Below are 17,934 nucleotides of genomic sequence, written 5' to 3' on the forward strand. Positions count from 1 at the left end.
AGGCGTAAGGCCCCCGCCCGGCGGGCGCGTGCGAGGATGACCCCATGGCGAGGACCCCGACCCATCTGCTGAGCCCCGCCGACCAGGAGCGCCGACGGGGCCTGCGCACCATGAAGGGCGTCGCCCTCGGGGCGCTGGTGTTCATGGCGGTGCTGTTCGCGTTCTCGTTCGCGTTCCAGCAGGACGTCCCCGCCCTCGCCTACGTGCGCGCCGCGGCGGAGGGCGGCATGGTCGGCGCACTCGCCGACTGGTTCGCGGTGACGGCGCTGTTCCGGCATCCGCTCGGCATCCCGATTCCGCACACGGCCATCATCCCGAGCCGCAAGGACGAGATCGGCCAGACGCTGGGCGAGTTCGTCGAGACCGAGTTCCTGCGCGGCGACGTGGTGCGCGCCAAACTCGAGCAGACCTCGATCGCCGCGCGGCTCGGCGAATGGCTGAGCCAGCCCGAGCATGCCGAGCGCGTCGCGGCCGAGGCATCCGTGATGGCGAGCAGCGTGCTGCAGGCTCTGAGCGACGACGACGTGCGCGATCTGATCGAGGAGCTCGCGCGCGAGCACCTCATCGCCCCGGAGTGGGGACCGCCGCTCGGCGAATGGCTCGGCCGCCTCATCGACGCGGGCGGGCACCACGGCGCGGTCGACCTCGCGAACGACACCATCGCCGCGTGGCTGGACGCCAACCAGGTCGCGTTCAACGGCGTCATCTCGCGTCGCCTGCCGGCTTGGGTGCCATCGATCGCGCACCGGTTCGTCGACGACACCGTCTACAACGAGGCCGTGAAGTTCGTCGCCGCGGTGCGGCGCGATCCGCAGCATCCGGCCCGCGTCGCGATCGACGGCTACCTGACGCGGCTCGCCGAGAACCTGCAGCACGACCCCGCGACGATCGGGCGCTTCGAGGACGCCAAGCTCGCGGTCTTCGACAGTCCGCGTGTCCGCGAACTCGCCGGCGAGGTCTGGGCCACCGCCAAGGCGGGTCTGCTGCGCTCCCTCGCCGATCCCGAGAGCGGACTGCGGCGGCGGGGCACCGAGGCGCTGGCCGAGGTCGGCGGACGGCTGACGACGGATGCCGCGCTGCAGCGCCGCGTGGACACCTGGGTCATCGACGCCGCCGTGTTCCTCGTCGACCGGTACCGCCACGACATCGCGTCGATCATCACCGACACCGTCGAGCGGTGGGATCCGGCCGAGACGACCGAGAAGATCGAGCTCATGGTCGGACGCGACCTGCAGTACATCAGGCTCAACGGCACGATCGTCGGTGCGCTGGCCGGCCTCGCGATCTTCTCGATCGCGCACGCGCTGCTCGGCTGACCCGGGCGCGGCGACGCGCGTGTGGAGCGCGCGTGGAGCGCGTGGAGCACGCGTGTTAAGACTGCGTGAAGACCGGGGATCGCGGCGGGGCCGCGCGTTACCCTGATGCCGTGTCGGTGGACGAGCCCCTCCAGTACCTGTTCAGCTACGGGACCCTTCAGCACCCCGACGTGCAGCTCGACACCTTCGGTCGCCTCGTCGACGGCGACGACGACGCGCTGCCGGGCTACACCGTCGACTACGCGGAGATCGAGGACACCCGCGTCGTCGACCTATCGGGGCTCTCGGTGCACCCCATCGTGCGAGCCACCGGCAACCCGCTCGACAAGGTCGTCGGCCGGGCGCTCGCCGTCACCGAGGACGAGCTCGACGCGTCCGACGAGTACGAGGTGGCGCTCTACCGGCGGGTCGCCGTCGTGCTGGCGAGCGGGCGCGCCGCATGGGTCTACGTCGGCGCCTGACGGGCAGGTAGCGTCGAGACGTGAGGGCACGTGCATCCCGAAAGGCGGCGTCATGATCAGGCTCGCGCTGGTGCGGCATGCGAAGTCGGACTGGGGCGATCCGGGTCTGGACGACCATGACCGGCCGCTCAACGACCGCGGCATGCGCGATGCGCCGCGCATGGCGCGTCGGCTGGCCGAGTCGGGATTCCACGCCGACCTCATCCTCTCGAGCACGGCGCTGCGCGCCCGCACGACGGCCGAGGCGTTCGCGGCGGAGCTCGGCGTGGGCGTCTCGCTCGATCCCGAGCTGTACGGGGCACCGGCGCGCACGCTGCTCGCCGCGGCGGTCGCCACCCGCGCCCCGGCTGTCGTGGTGGTCGCGCACGACCCGGGGATGAGCGTCCTCGCCGCCCACCTCTCCGACGACGCCATCAGCCACATGCCGACGTGCGCCGTCGCCACGTTCGCGTGGGAGGTCGACGACTGGGACGTCGCTTCGGCGCTCGATCCCGACGAGTGGACGTTCGAGACGCCTCGGTGACCCGACGCGATGACCCGATGACCCGATGACCGCCAGCGAGACACCCACCGACGAACGCTCCGACGCCGAGCGCGGCCGCATGCTGCGGACCGTCCTGCGCGAGAGCGCCGTGCCGTCCGCCGCGCTCCGCGCCGACGGGCTCATCGACGGGGTGCCCGAGCACGCAGCGCTCGCCGGCACTCCCCAGGATCCGGCGTGGCATCCCGAGGGCGATGTGCTCGTGCACTCACTGTGGGCGGCCGACCTGGCCGCGCGGCACGCCGAGCGAGAGGGGCTCTCCGCCGACCTCCGCGAGCGCCTGGTGCTGGCCGCACTGTGGCACGACATCGGCAAGCCCGACACGACGAGGCCGCGAAACGGCCGCATCACGTCGTACGGTCACGCCGAGCGCGGCGCCGAGATCGCGCTCGCGCTGGGTCGTCGCCTGGAACTCCCGTCCCCGCTCGTGCGCGCAGTGGCCGAGATCGTCGCGACGCATATGGTGCACGTCTCGGTGAGCGGTGAGCCGACGCCGAAGGCGGTGCGGCGCCTGGTGCGGCGCCTCGAGAGCGCGGGCACCTCGATCGAAGAGTGGGCTGTCGTCGTGCGCTGCGACGGCGATGCGCGCGGCGCGGCGGCGCGCCCCGACGCGTCACTCCCCTGGCTGCGCGTCGCGAACCGCCGGCTCGCCTGACCCGGAACCCGCACCGCGCCCCGACGCGTCACTCCCGTGGCTGCGCGTCGCGAACCGCCGACTCGCCTGAGCCGGAACCTGCCCCGCGCCCCGACGCGTCACTCCCCCGGCTGCGCGACGCCAACCGCCGCCTCGCGTGACCGGCCGACGCAGAACCAGCGCCCCCGCCCGCTCCGTCAGTTCGCGCTGTGCGCGAAGGCCGCGTCCGCGACCGCTCCCGCGGCGACGAGCGCGGTCACGGCCTCGATCTCGGGCGACAGGAAGCGGTCGGGGCCGGGACCGGCGGCAACGGTGCGCACGAGGTCGCGCACGGCGCCGGTGGCGGGGCCGGGCTGCAGCGGAGCCCGCAGGTCGAGGGCGCGCGAGGCCGTCAGCACCTCGATGGCGATGACGCGCGAGAGTCCGTCGATCGCGCGGCGCAGCTTGCGCGCGGCGGCCCACCCCATCGACACGTGGTCCTCCTGCATCGCCGACGACGGGATGGAGTCGACGGATGCCGGAACCGCCAGGCGCTTCAGCTCCGAGACGATCCCCGCTGCGGCGTACTGGGCGATCATGAAGCCCGAGTCGACGCCCACCTCGTGTGCGAGGAAGGGCGGCAGCCCGTTGCTGCGAGCCGGGTCGAGGGCGCGGTCCGTGCGGCGCTCCGAGATCGAGGCGACGTCGGCCACGGCGATCGCGAGGAAGTCGAGCACGTACGCCACGGGGGCGCCGTGGAAGTTGCCGTTGGACTCGACGCGCCCATCATCGGTGATGACCGGATTGTCGACGGCGGCGGCGAGCTCGCGTGAGGCGATGAGGAGGGCGTGGTCTGCGGTGTCCCGGGCGGCACCGTGCACCTGCGGCGAGCATCGCAGCGAGTATGCGTCCTGCACCCGCGTGCAGACGGCCGGGTCGCGGTGCGATGCCACGATCGGGGAGCCGGACAGCACGGCGCGCAGGTTCGCGGCGGATACCGCCTGGCCCACCTGCGGGCGCAGTGCCTGCAGGTCGGCGGCGAAGACCGCGTCGGTTCCGAGCTGGGACTCCACCGACATGGCCGCCGCGACGTCCGCCGTGTCGAGCAGCAGCGAGATGTCGTGAAGGGCGAGCAGCAGCATCCCGAGCATGCCATCGGTGCCGTTGATGAGCGCGAGCCCTTCCTTCTCGCGCAGGACGAGTGGGGCCACGGATGCTGCGGCCAGCGCGTCGGCCGCGTCGACCTCTTCGCCGTCGGCGTTGCGGACACGCCCCTCCCCCATCGCGGCGAGCGCGACGTGCGACAGCGGGGCGAGGTCGCCCGAGCAGCCGAGCGAGCCGTATTCGCGGACGATCGGGGTGATGCCGGCGTTGAGCATGGCCGCGTAGGTCTCGACGACGAGCGGACGCACCCCGGTGTGGCCGGTGGCGAGGGTCTGCAGCCGCAGCAGCATGAGGGCGCGCACGACCTCGCGCTCGACCTCGGGGCCGGTGCCGGCGGCGTGCGAGCGGATGAGGCTCGCCTGCAGCTGCATCCGTCGCTCGGGTGCGATGAAGGTCGTGGCGAGGGCGCCGAAGCCCGTCGAGATGCCGTAGTGCGGCTCGGGGTCGTCGGCGAGCCCCTCGACGAGCGCCCTCGCGGCGGCGACGCGGGCGAGGGCTTCGGGTGCGACCACGACGTGGGCGCCATGGCGGGCGACGGCGACGAGCTCGGCGGGGCTCAGCGGCGCCGCACCGACGGTGACCTCGCCGTCGGTGGCGGCGGCGGTGTCGCTTGCGGGAACAGGCGTGTCAGTGCTGTCGAGACTCGTGGTCATGCTCTGATTCCACACCGCGGGGCTGCCGCGCGACAGCCGTCCGTGACATCCTGTGTCTGTCATGCCAGACAGCTTTGGTTCTCCGCGCGCGCCACAGGCCGCGCGCATCGAGCCGGTACCGCGGACCGCCGACTCCTCCGCCGTCCGGCGGACCACTGATTCGTCTCGTACACCGCGCGCCGCGGATCCCTCGCGCCCACAGGTGCCCGCCGCCGACCAGACGCTGCGGATCCTGTCGTTCCTCGCGCGGCAGCGCGGACCAGCGCCGGCGAGCGCGATCGCGGCGACGCTCGGCATCCCCCGCTCGACCGTGTACCACCTGCTCGCCACACTGCAGGAGCACCACTTCGTGGTGCACCTCCCCGAGGAGCGGCGATGGGGCCTGGGCCTCGCCGCGTTCGAGCTCGCCGGCGGCTATTCGCGGCAGGAGCCGCTCGCCCGTCTGGGGCGCCCGGTGCTCGCGGATCTCGTCGACCGCGCAGGCGAGAGCGCGCACGTCGCCGTGATGCACGGCCGCGACGTGCTGTACATCGTCGAGGAGCGCGCGCCGCGGAGGCCCGCGCTCGTGACGGACGTCGGGGTGCGCCTGCCCGCGCACCTCACGGCGACCGGGCGGGCGATGCTCGCGGCGCTGCCGCGTGAGCAGGTGCGGGCGCTGTTTCCGGATGCCGCGGCCTTCGCCGATCGCACCGGCCGTGGTCCCCGCCGGCCCGGCGAGCTGCGCGACGTGCTGCGGCAGGTGCGTGATCGCGGTTATGCGGTCGAGGACGGCGAGGTGACGCTCGGTCTCGGGTCGGTCGGCGTCGCCGTGCTCGACCACGTCGGCTGGCCGATCGCGGCGATCGCGCTCACCTACCCCGCCGACGGCGAGCGAGACCCGGCGGTGATCGCCGCTCTCGTCGCACCCCGGGCGACGGAGCTCGGGCGGAGGATCCGCGGCGCCCGTCCGCCCGAACCGAAACTCTGAAAGGCTCTTGCAGATCTGGCCGGCGAAGCGGATAATCTGAAACAGCCTTTCAGATTGGACAAACATGGCCGAGCCCGAGCTCAGACGCGCGATCACCGACCCGGCGGCCCTCGACGCGCTCGCCCACCCCGTGCGGCTCGACCTGCTGAGCTTCCTGATGTCGCACGGTGCGGCGACCGCCTCCGAGTGCGCGCGAGCAGTCGACGACAACCCGTCGAACTGCAGCTATCACCTCCGGGTGCTCGCCAAGCACGGCCTGGTCGAATCGGTCGAGTCCGATGACGGCCGCGAGCGTCCGTGGCGCGCGACGATCACCGGTCTGAGCCTGGACCTCGACTCCGACGACCCGTCGGTCGTCGCCGGCGCGAGCGCGATGCTCGAGGCCTCCATCCAGCTCGACTATCAGCTGGCGCGCGAGCACGTGCGGCGCCGCGACCGCATCGAGGGGGCGTGGCGCGATGTCGACGCCCATGCCCAGTACGGCCTGCGGGTCAGCCCGGACGAGCTGCGCTCGATCGTCGAGCGGATCGACGCCATCGTCCGTCCCTACATCGCCGCCACCCGCGCGGACGCTCCGGAGGATGCCGAGATCGCCAGTCTTTCGCTGCTGGCGTTCCCGCGCCCGACATTCGGCGAGGCCGCGAAGTGACCTCGCGCACCGCCTTCGCGATTCCCCCCTTCCGGCGGCTCTGGGCGGCCGGGCTCATCTCCGACACGGGCGACTGGCTGCTGTTCATCGCGCTTCCGCTCGTCGTGTTCCAGCTCACCGGTTCGGCGCTCGGCACCTCCATCGCGTTCCTGTTGGAGCTCGTGCCCGCGGTGGTGCTCGCGCCGCTCGCCGCGCGGCTCATCGGCAGATTCGACCGCCGCTGGATCATGGTCGCGGTGAACATCGGACAGGCCCTCGCCCTCCTCCCCCTTCTCTGGGTGAACGAGGTCGCCGACCTCCCGCTCGCGTACGCCGTGATCTTCGTGCACGCCTCGCTCAGCACGCTGTTCGAGCCGGCGAAGAACACGCTGCTTCCCGACCTGGTCGACACCGAGCGGCTGGTCTCGGCCAATGCACTGATCGGCCTGAATCAGAACCTCGGCCGGCTCATCGGCGGTCCGCTCGGCGGCGTCCTGCTCGCGGTCGGCGATCTCGGCCTCATCGTCGCGGTCGATGCCATCACGTACGTCATCTCGGCCGTGCTCATCGCCACGCTCCCGGCAGTCGCTACGACGGCGCATGACGCCGGCGGTGCGGATGCCGACGCCCACCGCGGCGCAACCCGGGCCGATCGCCCGGTCGGTCTGCTCGAGGCGCTGCGCATCCCGCGACTGCGCGGCGCGTTCGCGGTCATCCTCGTCTCGAGCGTCGCCCAGGGCATGTTCCTCGTGCTCTTCGTGCTGTTCGCGCTCGGTCCGCTGCGAGGGTCGGATGCCGACGTCGGCCTGCTGCGCGGCATCCAAGCTGTGGGCGCTGTCGTAGCCGGGGTCGTCCTCGGGTTCATCGCACGGGGATCGTCGCCGCGGGTGCTCACCGGCGCGAGCCTGTTCGCGTTCGGTGCACTCTCCCTGGCCACCTGGAACCTTCCGCCGGTCACCACGGCCATATGGCCGTACGTCCTGCTGTTCGCGGCCGTCGGCGCGCCGGGCGTGATCATGATCGCGGGCCTGATGAGCGTGCTGCAGGAACAGTCGGAGCCGCGGCAGCGCGGCGCCGTCTTCGCCGCGGTCGGGCTGGTCAGCGCCGTCGGGCAGGCGCTCGGCATCCTCCTGGGCGCTCTCTCCGACGGAGCGATCGGACTGCTCCCGCTGCTCGAGGTGCAGGGCTGCCTGTATCTGCTGGGCGGCGTGATCGCGCTGCTGTGGCTGCCTCGCGCGGCGGATCGCCCGACGTCGAGGGCGGAAAGCGCCACGGACACCGTGAGCCGCACCGCGTGACCGCGGGCCGCCCACCGCTGCTTCGCGCTCAGTCGACATTCACCATCGACACCGTGAGCCGCACCCCGCGACCGCGGGCCACCCACCGCTGCTTCGCGCTCAGTCGACCTTCGCGACGGTCCCCTGCGTGAGCCGCACGAGTTCGTCGTAGGTCATCGGGAAGACGGTGTGCGGCGTGCCGCCGGCCGCCCAGATCTCGGGATAGCCGGCGAGGTCCTCGTCGACGATGGTGCGCAGCGGCGACGGATGCCCCGTGGGGGCGACGCCGCCGATCGCCTGGCCGGTGGCCTCGCGCACTTGCTCGGGCGTCGCGCGCTGGATCTTGCCCAGGTCCAGACGCTCGGCGAGCGCTGCGGTGTCGACGCGGTGGGCACCGCTCGTCATGACGAGGAGGGGCTCGCCGTCGCAGAGGAAGACCAGGCTGTTGGCGATCGCGCCGACCTCGACCCCGAGGGCCGCAGCCGCGAGCGGTGCGGTGGACGCGGCATCCGGGAGCACGACGATGTCGCCCGAGATGCCCACGGCTCGGATCGCGTCGTGGACGAGACGGCTGCGGGCGGGAAGCGAGGCGGACGTCGTCATCGGACAGCCTGACGACGCGGCCCGTGGGCCAGGATCTCGCCGTGCGGCATGAGCAGCCAGCCGTCTTCGGCCGCTGCCCACTCCCGCCAGCCGTCGGAGATGCGCTGCAGCCGGCCGTCGTCGGCGCCCGCCGCGCGTGCCGAATCGGCGAACGCGGACTGCAGTACCCGGTCGGCCCACATCCCACCCCACCAGGCACGGTCGGACTCGTCCTCGAACAGCCACACCGACGCGCTGGCACGGATGCCGGTGAGCCCGGCCTCCTGCGCCCACGCCTTCAGGCGCCGCCCGGCTGCGGGCTCGCCGGCCACGCTCCGGTGGGTCGTGAGGTACAGGGCGAGCCACTCGTCGAGCGCCGGGATGAGCGGGTACCAGATCACGCCCTCGTAGTCGACGTCGCGTGCGGCGACGAGTCCGTCTTCACCCGCGACGCGACCGAGCTCGCGCAGCATGTCGACGGGCCGGTCGACGTGCTGCAGCACCTGGTGCGCGTGCACGACGTCGAACTCGCCGTCGGCGTACGGCAGGGCGTACGCGTCGCCCACCTCGAACGACAGGCCCGGCGCGGTGTGATCGGCCGCGGCCTGCGCGACGACGTCGGCGGAGGCATCCGTGCCCACCACGCGACCGGGTGCGACGCGCGTGGCGAGATCCGCGGTGATCGTGCCCGGTCCGCTTCCCACGTCGAGCACCGAGACGCCGGGTCGCAGGTGCGGCAGCAGGTAGGCGGCGGAGTTCTCGGCGGTGCGCCAGCGGTGCGACCGCAGGACGCTCTCGTGGTGACCGTGGGTGTAGGCGTCGGGCATCCGTCGATGCTATCGAGGGCGCGCACTCTGATGACGCATGCGCAAATCGCTGGCTCGATAGGGCGCAATCTGCGCACTCGCCGACGGCAGGCTTGAACAATCCGGCGATCAGGTGTGCAATGGGGGTGGATGCCGCAACGCCGCGTCGTCCGCAGCGCAACGCCCACGAGGCCCGCCGAAGAAAGTACCCGCGATGATGCACACTGTGCCTTCCCTGCCCCTGCCCGATTTCGCACACGAGCGGGTCGAGGTGATCACCGGCCGGCGAAGCGGCCTCTTCATCGCCGTCGCCCTCCATTCGTCCGTTCTGGGCTCGGCTCTCGGCGGCGCCCGCCTGTGGACGTATCCGCACTGGAGCGATGCGCTCGGCGACGCCCTGCGACTGTCGGCCGCCATGACGCTCAAGAACGCCGCCGCGGGTCTGGATGCCGGCGGTGGCAAGTCGGTGATCGCTCTGCCGCCCGGCATCACCCTCGACGCCGACCGGCGCCGCGCCGCGTTCCTCGACCTGGGCGATGCGGTCGAGTCGCTGCACGGCCTGTACCGCACCGCCGAGGACGTGGGCTCGACCACCGACGACATGCTCGTCGTCAGCGAGCGCACGGAGCACGTGGTCGGGCTGCCCGACACCGTCGGCGGTTCGGGCGAGCCCGCCGGCCCCACGAGCCTCGGCGTCTACGAGTCCCTGCGTGCGACGCTCGAGCGCGTCGCCGGCACCGCCGACGTCGCGGGCCGCCGCATCACCATCTCGGGCCTCGGCCAGGTCGGCAGTCGTCTGGCGGTCCGCCTGTCGGCCGAGGGCGCGCGTCTCACCGTGACCGATGTGAACCCCGCCAAGCGCGACCTGGCGGCAGAGCTCGGCGCCGACTGGGTGAGCCCGGGCGAGGAGCACCTCGTACCCGCGGACGTGTTCGTGCCCGCCGGCATCGGCGGCCTCCTCACCGACGAGGTGATCGACGCGCTCGACGCGAAGGCCGTGTGCGGTCCTGCCAACAACCCGCTGGCCGACCACAGCGGTGCGGCGCGACTCGCCGGGCGCGGCATCCTGTACGCGCCCGACTTCGTGGTGAACGCCGGTGGCGTGATCTATCTCGACCTCGAGGCGAAGCAGCTCGGCACCCGTGCCGAGATCCTGGAACGGGTCGGGCAGATCGGCGACACCGTGCGCCGGATCTTCGACGAGGCCGAGTCGCGGGGTACGACCCCGCTCGAGGCGGCAGAGGGTCTCGCGGCCGAGCGGCTCGCCGCCGGCGGACGCCAGCACGCCCTCGCCGGCTGAGAGCAGCGACCGACGCCCGGCCGCCGTGTGGGCGGTTGGGGTCGTGCGCCGCGCCGTGCGTCTGCGCCACTGCTCACGGGGTGACACTGCGTTCCACCATTCGCGGAATCGCGTGCCAGAATCCGGGGTCGGGGTGGCATGATGGTCGCACGGCGGGCCCAGGGCGCGCCGGACGGCGATTCCCGCAGCCCCGATCGAAGGAGATCCGGTGTTCACCAGCCCCCGCCCCGATGTCGAGATCCCCGAGCTCAGCGTCTACGACTACCTCTTCTCGAGCCTGACGGACGAGGATCTGGGACGCGTCGCGCTCATCGATCCGGCCACCGGCGCCGAGACCACGTACGGCGCACTGCGCGCGCAGGTCGATCTGTTCGCCGGCGCGCTGGCCGCACGCGGCGTGGGCGTCGGCACCGTGCTGGGGGTGCTCTGCCCGAACGTCCCGGCGTTCGCGACGGTCTTCCACGGCATCCTCCGCGCCGGTGCGACCGTCACGACCGTGAACTCGCTGTACACCGCGGGTGAGATCGAGAAGCAGCTGCGGGATGCCGGGGCCACGTGGCTCATCACGGTGAGTCCGCTCCTCCCCCAGGCCGCGACCGCCGCGGAGGCCGTCGGCATCCCTCACGACCGCGTCATCGTGCTCGACGGTGCGGCCGGGCACCCGAACCTGCGGCAGCTGCTCACCGAGAGTGCGGCGGCGCCGGAGGTGTCGTTCGATCCCGCGACGCACGTCGCGGTGCTGCCCTACTCGTCCGGCACCACCGGCGTGCCGAAGGGCGTGATGCTCTCGCACCGCAACCTCGTCGCGAACGTCGCCCAGTGCCGTGTGGCGCTCGACCTGAGTGCGAGCGACCGCGTGCTGGCGGTGCTCCCGTTCTTCCACATCTACGGCATGACGGTGCTGCTCAACCTGGCGCTGCGGCAGCGGGCGAGTCTCGTGACGATGCCGAAGTTCGACCTCGTCGAGTTCCTCACCAACATCCAGAAGTTCCAGTGCACCTACCTCTACATCGCCCCGCCGATCGCGGTCGCGCTGGCCAAGCACCCGGTCGTCGATCAGTTCGACATCTCGAGCGTGCACACGGTCTTCTCGGGTGCTGCTCCGCTCGACGGCGAGACCGCCGAGACGGCCGGCCGTCGCATCAACGCCCGCATGATGCAGGGCTACGGCATGAGCGAGCTGAGCCCCGTCTCGCACGCGATGCCCAACGATCGCCACGACATCCCGGTGAGCTCGGTGGGCATCATGCTGCCCAACACCCTCAACAAGCTCATCGACACCGCGACCGGTGAGGAGATCACCGAGGTCGGCCCCGACGGTGTGACAAAGCCGGGCGAGTTGTGGGTGAAGGGGCCGAACGTCATGCTGGGCTACCTGAACCAGCCCGAGGCGACGGCCGAGACGTTGGACGCCGAGGGCTTCCTCCACACCGGCGACATCGCCGTGTACCACGAGGGCGGCTACTTCTCGATCGTCGACCGCGTGAAGGAGCTGATCAAGTACAAGGGCTACCAGATCGCTCCCGCCGAGCTCGAGGCGCTGCTCCTGGGTCACCCGAAGGTGATGGATGCCGCGGTCATCGGCGTGCTGGACGACGACAAGCAGGAGATCCCCAAGGCCTTCATCGTGCCCGCACCCGACTCGGGGCTCACCGAGGACGAGGTGATGTCGTTCGTCGCGGAGCAGGTGGCGCCGCACAAGAAGGTGCGTCGCGTCGAGTTCATCGACGCGATTCCGAAGTCCACCGCGGGCAAGATCCTCCGCAAGGACCTGCGCGCCCGCGAGGCCGCCACCGTCTGAGCCGCTCGATGCGTGCCCCCCGGCGGACGCGTTCCGCCGGGGGCACTTGGACGCCGGTGGCGGGTGCGCTCGTCGGACGGGGACGCGTGCCGGCCTGTCGGCAAGCGAGCCACCGCGAGCAAGTCGAACCCCCGCGACGCTTCAGCGCGCCGCGACATCGCAGCGCGCCGGGCGGGTCAGCGGACCTGCAGCGCGCACCCCGACCTCTCCTCTATCGCAGCGCGAACGAACGGACCCGCCCGCACGCATCCTGCTGTCCCGCGCGCCGCGCGGCCGAGCATCGCCTCGGCCCGCGCTGACTTCCCATCCGGTCGTTGAGCGAGCGAGCGCCAGCGAGCGAGACGAAACGCCGTGAACGCCCCAGCCCGCCGGGATGCGTCTCGTCGCGCCTCCCGCGCTCGAGGGCGTAGACCACTAGGTTGGCGCCATGGAGGGCGTCTGGCTCGCCGCGCTCAGCGGCCTCATCGGCGGCGGAACGCTGCTGGTGGGCGCAGGCGTGGCGTGGTTCGTCGATATCCCCCAGCGAGTGGTCGCGGGCATCATGGCGCTGGGCGCGGGTGTGCTGATCTCGACGCTCGCATTCGAGCTCGTCGAGGAGGCCGCCGACGTGGGCGGTCTCGTTCCGACGACGGCGGGGTTCCTGGGCGGCGCGGTGCTGTACATCGTCGCCGACCAGCTGATCTCCCGGCCGCGCAAGCCCAAGCCGACGCCGACAACGAGGCAGACGGATGGGAGCCGCGGGAGCGATCAGGATGCTGTTGCCGCGGAGCCGCCCGCGAACATCGCCGCCCGTCGCGCCGTCGCGGGGGCTGCGAGCAGTGCGGGCGTCGTGATCGCCGTCGGTGCGCTGATCGACGGCATCCCGGAATCCATCGTGATGGGCCTTTCGGTGCTGCAGGGCGGGATCAGCATCCCTATCGTGGCGGCGATCGCGATCAGCAACATCCCGGAGGGGCTCGGTTCGACGGCGGCGCTCAAGCGCGGCGGATCCACCGGGCGCTTCGTCGCACTGCTGTGGAGCGGCATCGCCCTCGTGACCGTGATCGCGGCGGTGCTCGGCTTCGTGGCGTTCCAGGCGGCGTCGCCGAACCTCATCGCGCTCATCACGACCATCGCGGCCGGGGGTCTGCTGGCGATGGTGTGCAACACGATGATCCCCGAGGCGTTCGACGAGCAGCACGCGCTCACCGGCCTGTGGGCGACGATCGGCTTCCTCGGCGCATTTCTGCTCCACGAGCTCGCCGGCTGACGGTTCGGTGCGAGCGCGGGAGCGATGAGTTTCCTCGGCGCCTTCCTGCTCCACGAACTCGCCGGCTGACGGTTCAATGCGACACCAGGAGCGATGAGGTTCCTCGACGCCTTGCTGCACCACCAGCTCGCCGGCTGACGGTTCAATGCGACAGCAGGAGCGATGAGATTCCTCGATGCTTGGCTCCCCCACCAACTCACCGGCTGACGGTTCGATGCGAAAGCGCGAGCGACGAGATTCCTCGGCGCATTCCTCCCCCACGAACCAGCCGGCTGACGCGTTCGGTGCGACGGTGACGGCCACGACGTTCCTCGGCATGTTCCGGCTCCCCCCTGTCGCCGGCTGACGCGTTCGATGCGACAGTGAGAGCCATGAGGTTCCTCCGCTGGCTCATGCGGTACCCCGTGGTGTGGCTCACCGTTGTCGTGCTGGTAGGGGTGCTGATCCTGGAGAGCGCGGGTGCGGGGGCCACAGCGGCCGGAGTCGCCGTCGTCTACGTCGGCGGGGTCATCGCCTGGACGCTCGTCGGCATGATCCGCGATGTGCTGCGCGGGCACATCGGGCTCGACATCCTGGCGGTCGTCGCCATGGTCGCCACCCTCGCCGTGGGAGAGTATGTCGCTTCGCTCGTGATCGTGCTGATGCTGTCGGGTGGTGAGGCCCTCGAGGACTACGCGAGTCGCCGCGCGAAGCGCGAGCTCACCGCACTGCTGGACCGGTCGCCGCGGATCGCACACGTGCTCGTGCATCCCCGGTCGGACAGCGACGAGGTGCAGGACACGGATGCCGACGATGTCCGTGTCGGCGATGTGCTGCTGGTGCGACCCGCCGAGATCGTTCCGGTGGACGCCGAGCTGCTGAGCGCGGATGCGTCCTTCGATGAGTCGTCGCTCACCGGCGAGAGTCTGCCGGTGGACCGCCGCGCGGGTGACGAGGTGCTCTCGGGTTCGGTCAACGGAGCTCGCGCGGTGCGGGTCCGTGCGGTGCGGCGCAGCGCCGACAGTCAGTACCAGCAGATCGTCGAGCTCGTGAAGCAGGCGCAGGAGGAGCGCGCGCCGACGGTGCGTCTGGCCGATCGGTTCGCGATCCCGTTCACCGCGGTGTCGCTCGTCATCGCCGGTGCGGCGTGGGGCCTCTCAGGAGATCCCACGCGCTTCGCCGAGGTGCTGGTGCTCGCGACGCCGTGTCCCCTGCTGATCGCCGCACCCGTGGCGTTCCTCGGCGGTCTGTCGCGGGCGGCCAAGGCGGGCGTGATCGTCAAGGGCGGTGCGGTGATCGAGCAGCTCGCCCGCATCCGTTCGGCGACGTTCGACAAGACCGGCACGCTGACCGAAGGTCGTCCCGACCTCGTGGCGATCGAGCCGGCCGAGGGCTTCGCTCCCGATGAGCTCCTCGCGCTCGCAGCCTCGGCGGAGCAGTACTCCAGCCATGTGCTGGCCGACGGCATCCGTCGTGCGGCGTCGGGGCGCGGCATCCCGTTGCGCACCGCCTCACAGGCTCAGGAAGTGGCGACCAACGGCGTGACGGCTGTGATCGATGGGCGCACCATCGTCGTCGGCAAGCCGGCGTACGTCGCGTCGCTGGCGCCCGATACCGTGCGACGGAGCATCGAGTCGGGCGAGGCGGCGGCCTACGTCGCGATCGATGGGCGGTTCGCCGGCGTGCTGGTGCTGGCCGACGACCCGCGGCCCGAGGCGCGCGCGGTCGTGGCGTGGCTGCGCGATCACGGCGTCGAGCGCATCGCGATGCTCACGGGAGATACGCGAGGGACAGCGGATGCCGTCGCCGGCGCGGTCGGGATCACCGACGTGTACGCCGAGCTCCTGCCGCCCGAGAAGGTTCATCTCGCGGGGCAGATCCGCCCACGACCGGTACTGATGGTCGGCGACGGCGTCAACGATGCGCCGGTGCTCGCAGCCGCCGACGTCGGTGTCGCCATGGGGGCCAAGGGCTCCACCGCGGCCGGCGAGGCAGCCGATGCCGTCGTGCTGAAGGACTCGCTGCTCGGCGTCGCCGAAGCGGTGTCGATCGGGCGTCACACGCTGCGGATCGCCTACACGGCCATCTGGATCGGCATCGCCCTGAGCATCGGGCTGATGCTCATCGCCACGACCGGGGTGATCCCGGCCGTGGCGGGCGCGTTGATCCAGGAGGCCGTGGATCTCGCCACGATCCTCTACGCGTTGCGCGCACTCACCGGTCCGGCGACCGGTCTGCCTCGCCCGGCGGAGCCTCAGGCCTTCGCGACGGGAACGATGAGCTCGGTGACCCACTCCGACTGAGGAAGCTCGGGGGCTGCCTCCAGGTAGACCTCGCGCGTGGGGCCGACGATGCGGTAGCCGTCGTCGACGACCTGGTTCATGAGTGTCATCCAGGACCTGCCGATGCTCGGCATGTCTCCGCGGTGCGTGAGGACGCCGGCGGTCGGGATGCGAGGCAATTCGACCACGTCGTACCCGTCGCCCTGGACGGGTGCCGGGTCGGCCGTGAAGCTCACGTGCACCGAGAGCTCCTCAGAATCGGGCACGGTCTCGTACCAGAACACGCCGGGCTCATGCAGAGGGCGGCCCGCGGCACCGAGCGCACGCTCGAGGCGTTCCAGCAGGGGATCGATCACGGGTGAGACGTTCTCAGGCCCCATCCCGGGTGCGCGCCCTTCGACGGCGTAGACGGTGACGGGGTCGATCGAACGGTATTCGACAGCGGACATGGCGTTTCCTTCCAAGGCGCGGAGACGTTCGGCGATCTGCTCGAGCCGATCCTGATCGGCGGCGATCGAGGCCTCGAGCTGCGCGCGGCGCTGAAGCAGCGCCTCGCGCATCGCCGCGGACCGATCGCCGGCCGACAGGACACTGCCGATCACATCGAGACCGCAGCCGAGCTCGCGCAGTTCGACGAGTCGCAGCAGGTCGGCCAGCTGCGCGTCGGCGTAGTGGCGGTATCCGGTGCGATCATCGACGTGCGCCGGAGGCAGGATGCCGATCGCGTCGTAGTGACGCAGCATCCGCACGCTCACCCGCCCGATCGCGGCGAAGTCTCCGATGGTGTACATGGTGAAGTCCACGCTCGACCCTGACACAGTGTGAGAGTCAACCAGAAGACCAGGACGAGGAACAGGTCGCCGGACATGGCGTCGTTCGGGACCTTTCCGGCGTCCCAGAGAGCGTGCCGGATCCGACGTGGCGCGGGGCCGCGCCGCCGGGTGCCGGCTCGGTCAGAAGGGTGCGCTGCCCGCGTCGTCGGCGCTGGCGCTGGCGCGGGCGCGGGCGCTGTGGAAGACCGGAACCTTCCGTTCTGGCTGCACCACGTAGCGCCGGCCGGTGGGCGAGATCCACTCGAGCGCACCACCGGAGCCCGGAAGCTGCGTGACGACCCAGTCGGTGTTGTCTTTCACCAGGTGGTGGCCCTTGCACAACGGAGCATTGTTCTCGAGCGCGGTCTCGCCCTGGTCGGCCCATCTGATCTGATGGTCGACCTCGCACCGGGAGGCCGGCACCCCGCAACCCGGACCCATACACCGATCCGCTCGCCATTTCACCAGCTTCTGCAACGCGGCCGGCGGCGAATACCGGTCCCGACCGACGGAGAGCACGATGGCAGTCTCGGGATGGGTCAGCACGCGCATCCACTTGGCGTCGCCGCCGCAGAGTTCCCTGGCCCGCGACAGCGAGATCGGCCCGATCCCTTCGACCACGGGCGGGTCACCCGCCACGGCAGCCTGGTCGTCGAGCAGTGACAGCACCGGGACGGTCACGACGACCGAGGCCCTGATGCCCGACGCAGCGGCCGGAAGGTGCTCGGTCGTGCCGTCGATGAGAAGGTCGGCGACGATGTCGGCGCGGATCTGATCGAGCGTCCGCGTCTCGCCGGGCGAAGCCTTGATCACCTTGGCCATCGCGGTCGCCCGACCGTAGATGGCGTGCAGCTCGACCTGCGGCCCGTGCAGCAGCAGCAAACCCATGCCGTCTGCACCGGACTCGACCACGACACGCCGACCATCGACTGCCGCTGCGTGACGCTCCTCGAGCGTCTTACTCTCGGCCCGCGCGATGAGGTCACGAAGACTGCGGCGGAACGCTCCGACCGGCTCAGCCTCGGCGAGCGCGACGGCCCGGTCGGCGACGTCGGCTCGCAGCTCGGGCGCGACCTGATCGACGAGGTCGACGAGGATCTCGGCGTGCTTCTCGGTGATCCGTGCCCCCGACAGCGCATCAAGCGCGCTCGGATAGCGGTTGACCAGAGCGTCGGCCTGCAGAAGAAGGCGACCGGCCGCGTACTCGGTGATCCGCATTCCGGCGGAGAGTTCGAGGCGGATCGACCGCTCTGCCATCTCCACGGCGCCCGCCCCTCTCCCCACGATTAGCTCGAGCTCCTCACGCCGCATCGCCTCGATCCTGCGCAGCCGCTCAGCGGCGAACACGGCGAGCATCGTGGCGGTCTCGAGCACCAAGTCCACGGCGTCCGGTACCGCTGGGACGAACGCGTCACCACCGTCGTCAGCGCACCCGAACCGCTCGGGATCGGAATGCGGCGGACGGTGACTCATATCTCGAGTTTAGAACATATGTTCGAAGAT

Annotated in this window: 16 protein-coding genes; 11 read left to right on the top strand and 5 right to left on the bottom strand. The window is 71.3% G+C overall.

The window, feature by feature from the left end:
* Positions 1–44 precede the first annotated feature (44 nt).
* The 4 genes from ABG085_RS12875 (at position 45) to ABG085_RS12890 (ending at position 2,973) form a co-directional block, all read left to right on the top strand.
* A complete protein-coding gene (locus tag ABG085_RS12875; protein WP_347976131.1) occupies positions 45–1,316 on the top strand; it encodes a DUF445 domain-containing protein in 1,272 nt (423 codons plus the stop codon).
* A 110-nt stretch (positions 1,317–1,426) separates the two neighbouring features.
* On the top strand, positions 1,427–1,777 hold the full coding sequence (locus tag ABG085_RS12880) for a gamma-glutamylcyclotransferase family protein (protein ID WP_347976132.1): 351 nt from the start codon (positions 1,427–1,429) through the stop codon (positions 1,775–1,777).
* A gap of 52 nt (positions 1,778–1,829) precedes the next feature.
* Positions 1,830–2,300 (top strand): histidine phosphatase family protein, encoded by a 471-nt coding sequence (locus ABG085_RS12885; RefSeq protein WP_347976133.1) that lies wholly within the window; start codon positions 1,830–1,832, stop codon positions 2,298–2,300.
* Between the two features lie 25 nt (positions 2,301–2,325).
* Positions 2,326–2,973 (top strand): HD domain-containing protein, encoded by a 648-nt coding sequence (locus tag ABG085_RS12890; protein WP_347976134.1) that lies wholly within the window; start codon positions 2,326–2,328, stop codon positions 2,971–2,973.
* 176 nt (positions 2,974–3,149) lie between these two features.
* On the opposite strand, the gene hutH is transcribed toward ABG085_RS12890, so the two are convergent.
* On the bottom strand, positions 3,150–4,748 hold the full coding sequence (gene hutH, locus ABG085_RS12895) for a histidine ammonia-lyase (protein WP_347976135.1): 1,599 nt from the start codon (positions 4,746–4,748) through the stop codon (positions 3,150–3,152).
* Between the two features lie 202 nt (positions 4,749–4,950).
* Between hutH and ABG085_RS12900 the strand changes: the two genes are divergently transcribed.
* The 3 genes from ABG085_RS12900 (at position 4,951) to ABG085_RS12910 (ending at position 7,641) form a co-directional block, all read left to right on the top strand.
* A complete protein-coding gene (locus ABG085_RS12900; RefSeq protein WP_347976136.1) occupies positions 4,951–5,715 on the top strand; it encodes an IclR family transcriptional regulator in 765 nt (254 codons plus the stop codon).
* 64 nt (positions 5,716–5,779) lie between these two features.
* Positions 5,780–6,364 carry a helix-turn-helix domain-containing protein gene (locus ABG085_RS12905; RefSeq protein WP_347976137.1) on the top strand — a complete coding sequence of 195 codons (585 nt, stop codon included), beginning with the start codon at positions 5,780–5,782 and terminating at the stop codon, positions 6,362–6,364.
* A complete protein-coding gene (locus tag ABG085_RS12910; RefSeq protein ID WP_347976138.1) occupies positions 6,361–7,641 on the top strand; it encodes an MFS transporter in 1,281 nt (426 codons plus the stop codon). Before ABG085_RS12905 ends, ABG085_RS12910 begins: the two co-directional genes overlap by 4 nt.
* A 99-nt stretch (positions 7,642–7,740) precedes the next feature.
* Here ABG085_RS12910 and ABG085_RS12915 read toward each other — a convergent pair whose 3' ends face one another.
* Both ABG085_RS12915 and ABG085_RS12920 read right to left on the bottom strand, forming a co-directional pair.
* Entirely contained in the window at positions 7,741–8,223 is a 483-nt protein-coding gene (locus ABG085_RS12915; RefSeq protein WP_347976139.1) for a YbaK/EbsC family protein, read from the bottom strand.
* Positions 8,220–9,029: a methyltransferase domain-containing protein gene (locus ABG085_RS12920; RefSeq protein WP_347976140.1), complete on the bottom strand. Its 810-nt coding sequence runs from the start codon at positions 9,027–9,029 to the stop codon at positions 8,220–8,222. The genes ABG085_RS12915 and ABG085_RS12920 overlap by 4 nt, the downstream gene beginning before the upstream one ends.
* A gap of 193 nt (positions 9,030–9,222) precedes the next feature.
* Here ABG085_RS12920 and ABG085_RS12925 point away from each other — a divergent pair, with 193 nt between their 5' ends.
* From ABG085_RS12925 to ABG085_RS12940, 4 genes are all read left to right on the top strand, one after another.
* Positions 9,223–10,308 (top strand): Glu/Leu/Phe/Val dehydrogenase dimerization domain-containing protein, encoded by a 1,086-nt coding sequence (locus tag ABG085_RS12925; protein ID WP_347976141.1) that lies wholly within the window; start codon positions 9,223–9,225, stop codon positions 10,306–10,308.
* Between the two features lie 208 nt (positions 10,309–10,516).
* Complete coding sequence (locus ABG085_RS12930) at positions 10,517–12,109, top strand: AMP-binding protein (protein WP_347976142.1); 1,593 nt, start codon at positions 10,517–10,519, stop codon at positions 12,107–12,109.
* A 427-nt stretch (positions 12,110–12,536) separates the two neighbouring features.
* Positions 12,537–13,358 carry a ZIP family zinc transporter gene (locus tag ABG085_RS12935; protein ID WP_347976143.1) on the top strand — a complete coding sequence of 274 codons (822 nt, stop codon included), beginning with the start codon at positions 12,537–12,539 and terminating at the stop codon, positions 13,356–13,358.
* 371 nt (positions 13,359–13,729) lie between these two features.
* Positions 13,730–15,640, top strand: coding sequence for a heavy metal translocating P-type ATPase (locus ABG085_RS12940; RefSeq protein WP_347976144.1), 1,911 nt, complete (start codon positions 13,730–13,732; stop codon positions 15,638–15,640).
* Here ABG085_RS12940 and ABG085_RS12945 read toward each other — a convergent pair.
* Both ABG085_RS12945 and ABG085_RS12950 read right to left on the bottom strand, forming a co-directional pair.
* On the bottom strand, positions 15,592–16,422 hold the full coding sequence (locus ABG085_RS12945) for a MerR family transcriptional regulator (protein WP_347976145.1): 831 nt from the start codon (positions 16,420–16,422) through the stop codon (positions 15,592–15,594). The two genes, ABG085_RS12940 and ABG085_RS12945, sit on opposite strands and share 49 nt — an antisense overlap.
* A gap of 150 nt (positions 16,423–16,572) precedes the next feature.
* Positions 16,573–17,904: a DUF222 domain-containing protein gene (locus tag ABG085_RS12950; protein WP_347976147.1), complete on the bottom strand. Its 1,332-nt coding sequence runs from the start codon at positions 17,902–17,904 to the stop codon at positions 16,573–16,575.
* Positions 17,905–17,934 lie beyond the last annotated feature (30 nt).

This window comes from Microbacterium sp. ProA8, from assembly GCF_039905635.1.
In the GTDB taxonomy this organism is placed as follows: domain Bacteria; phylum Actinomycetota; class Actinomycetes; order Actinomycetales; family Microbacteriaceae; genus Microbacterium; species Microbacterium chionoecetis.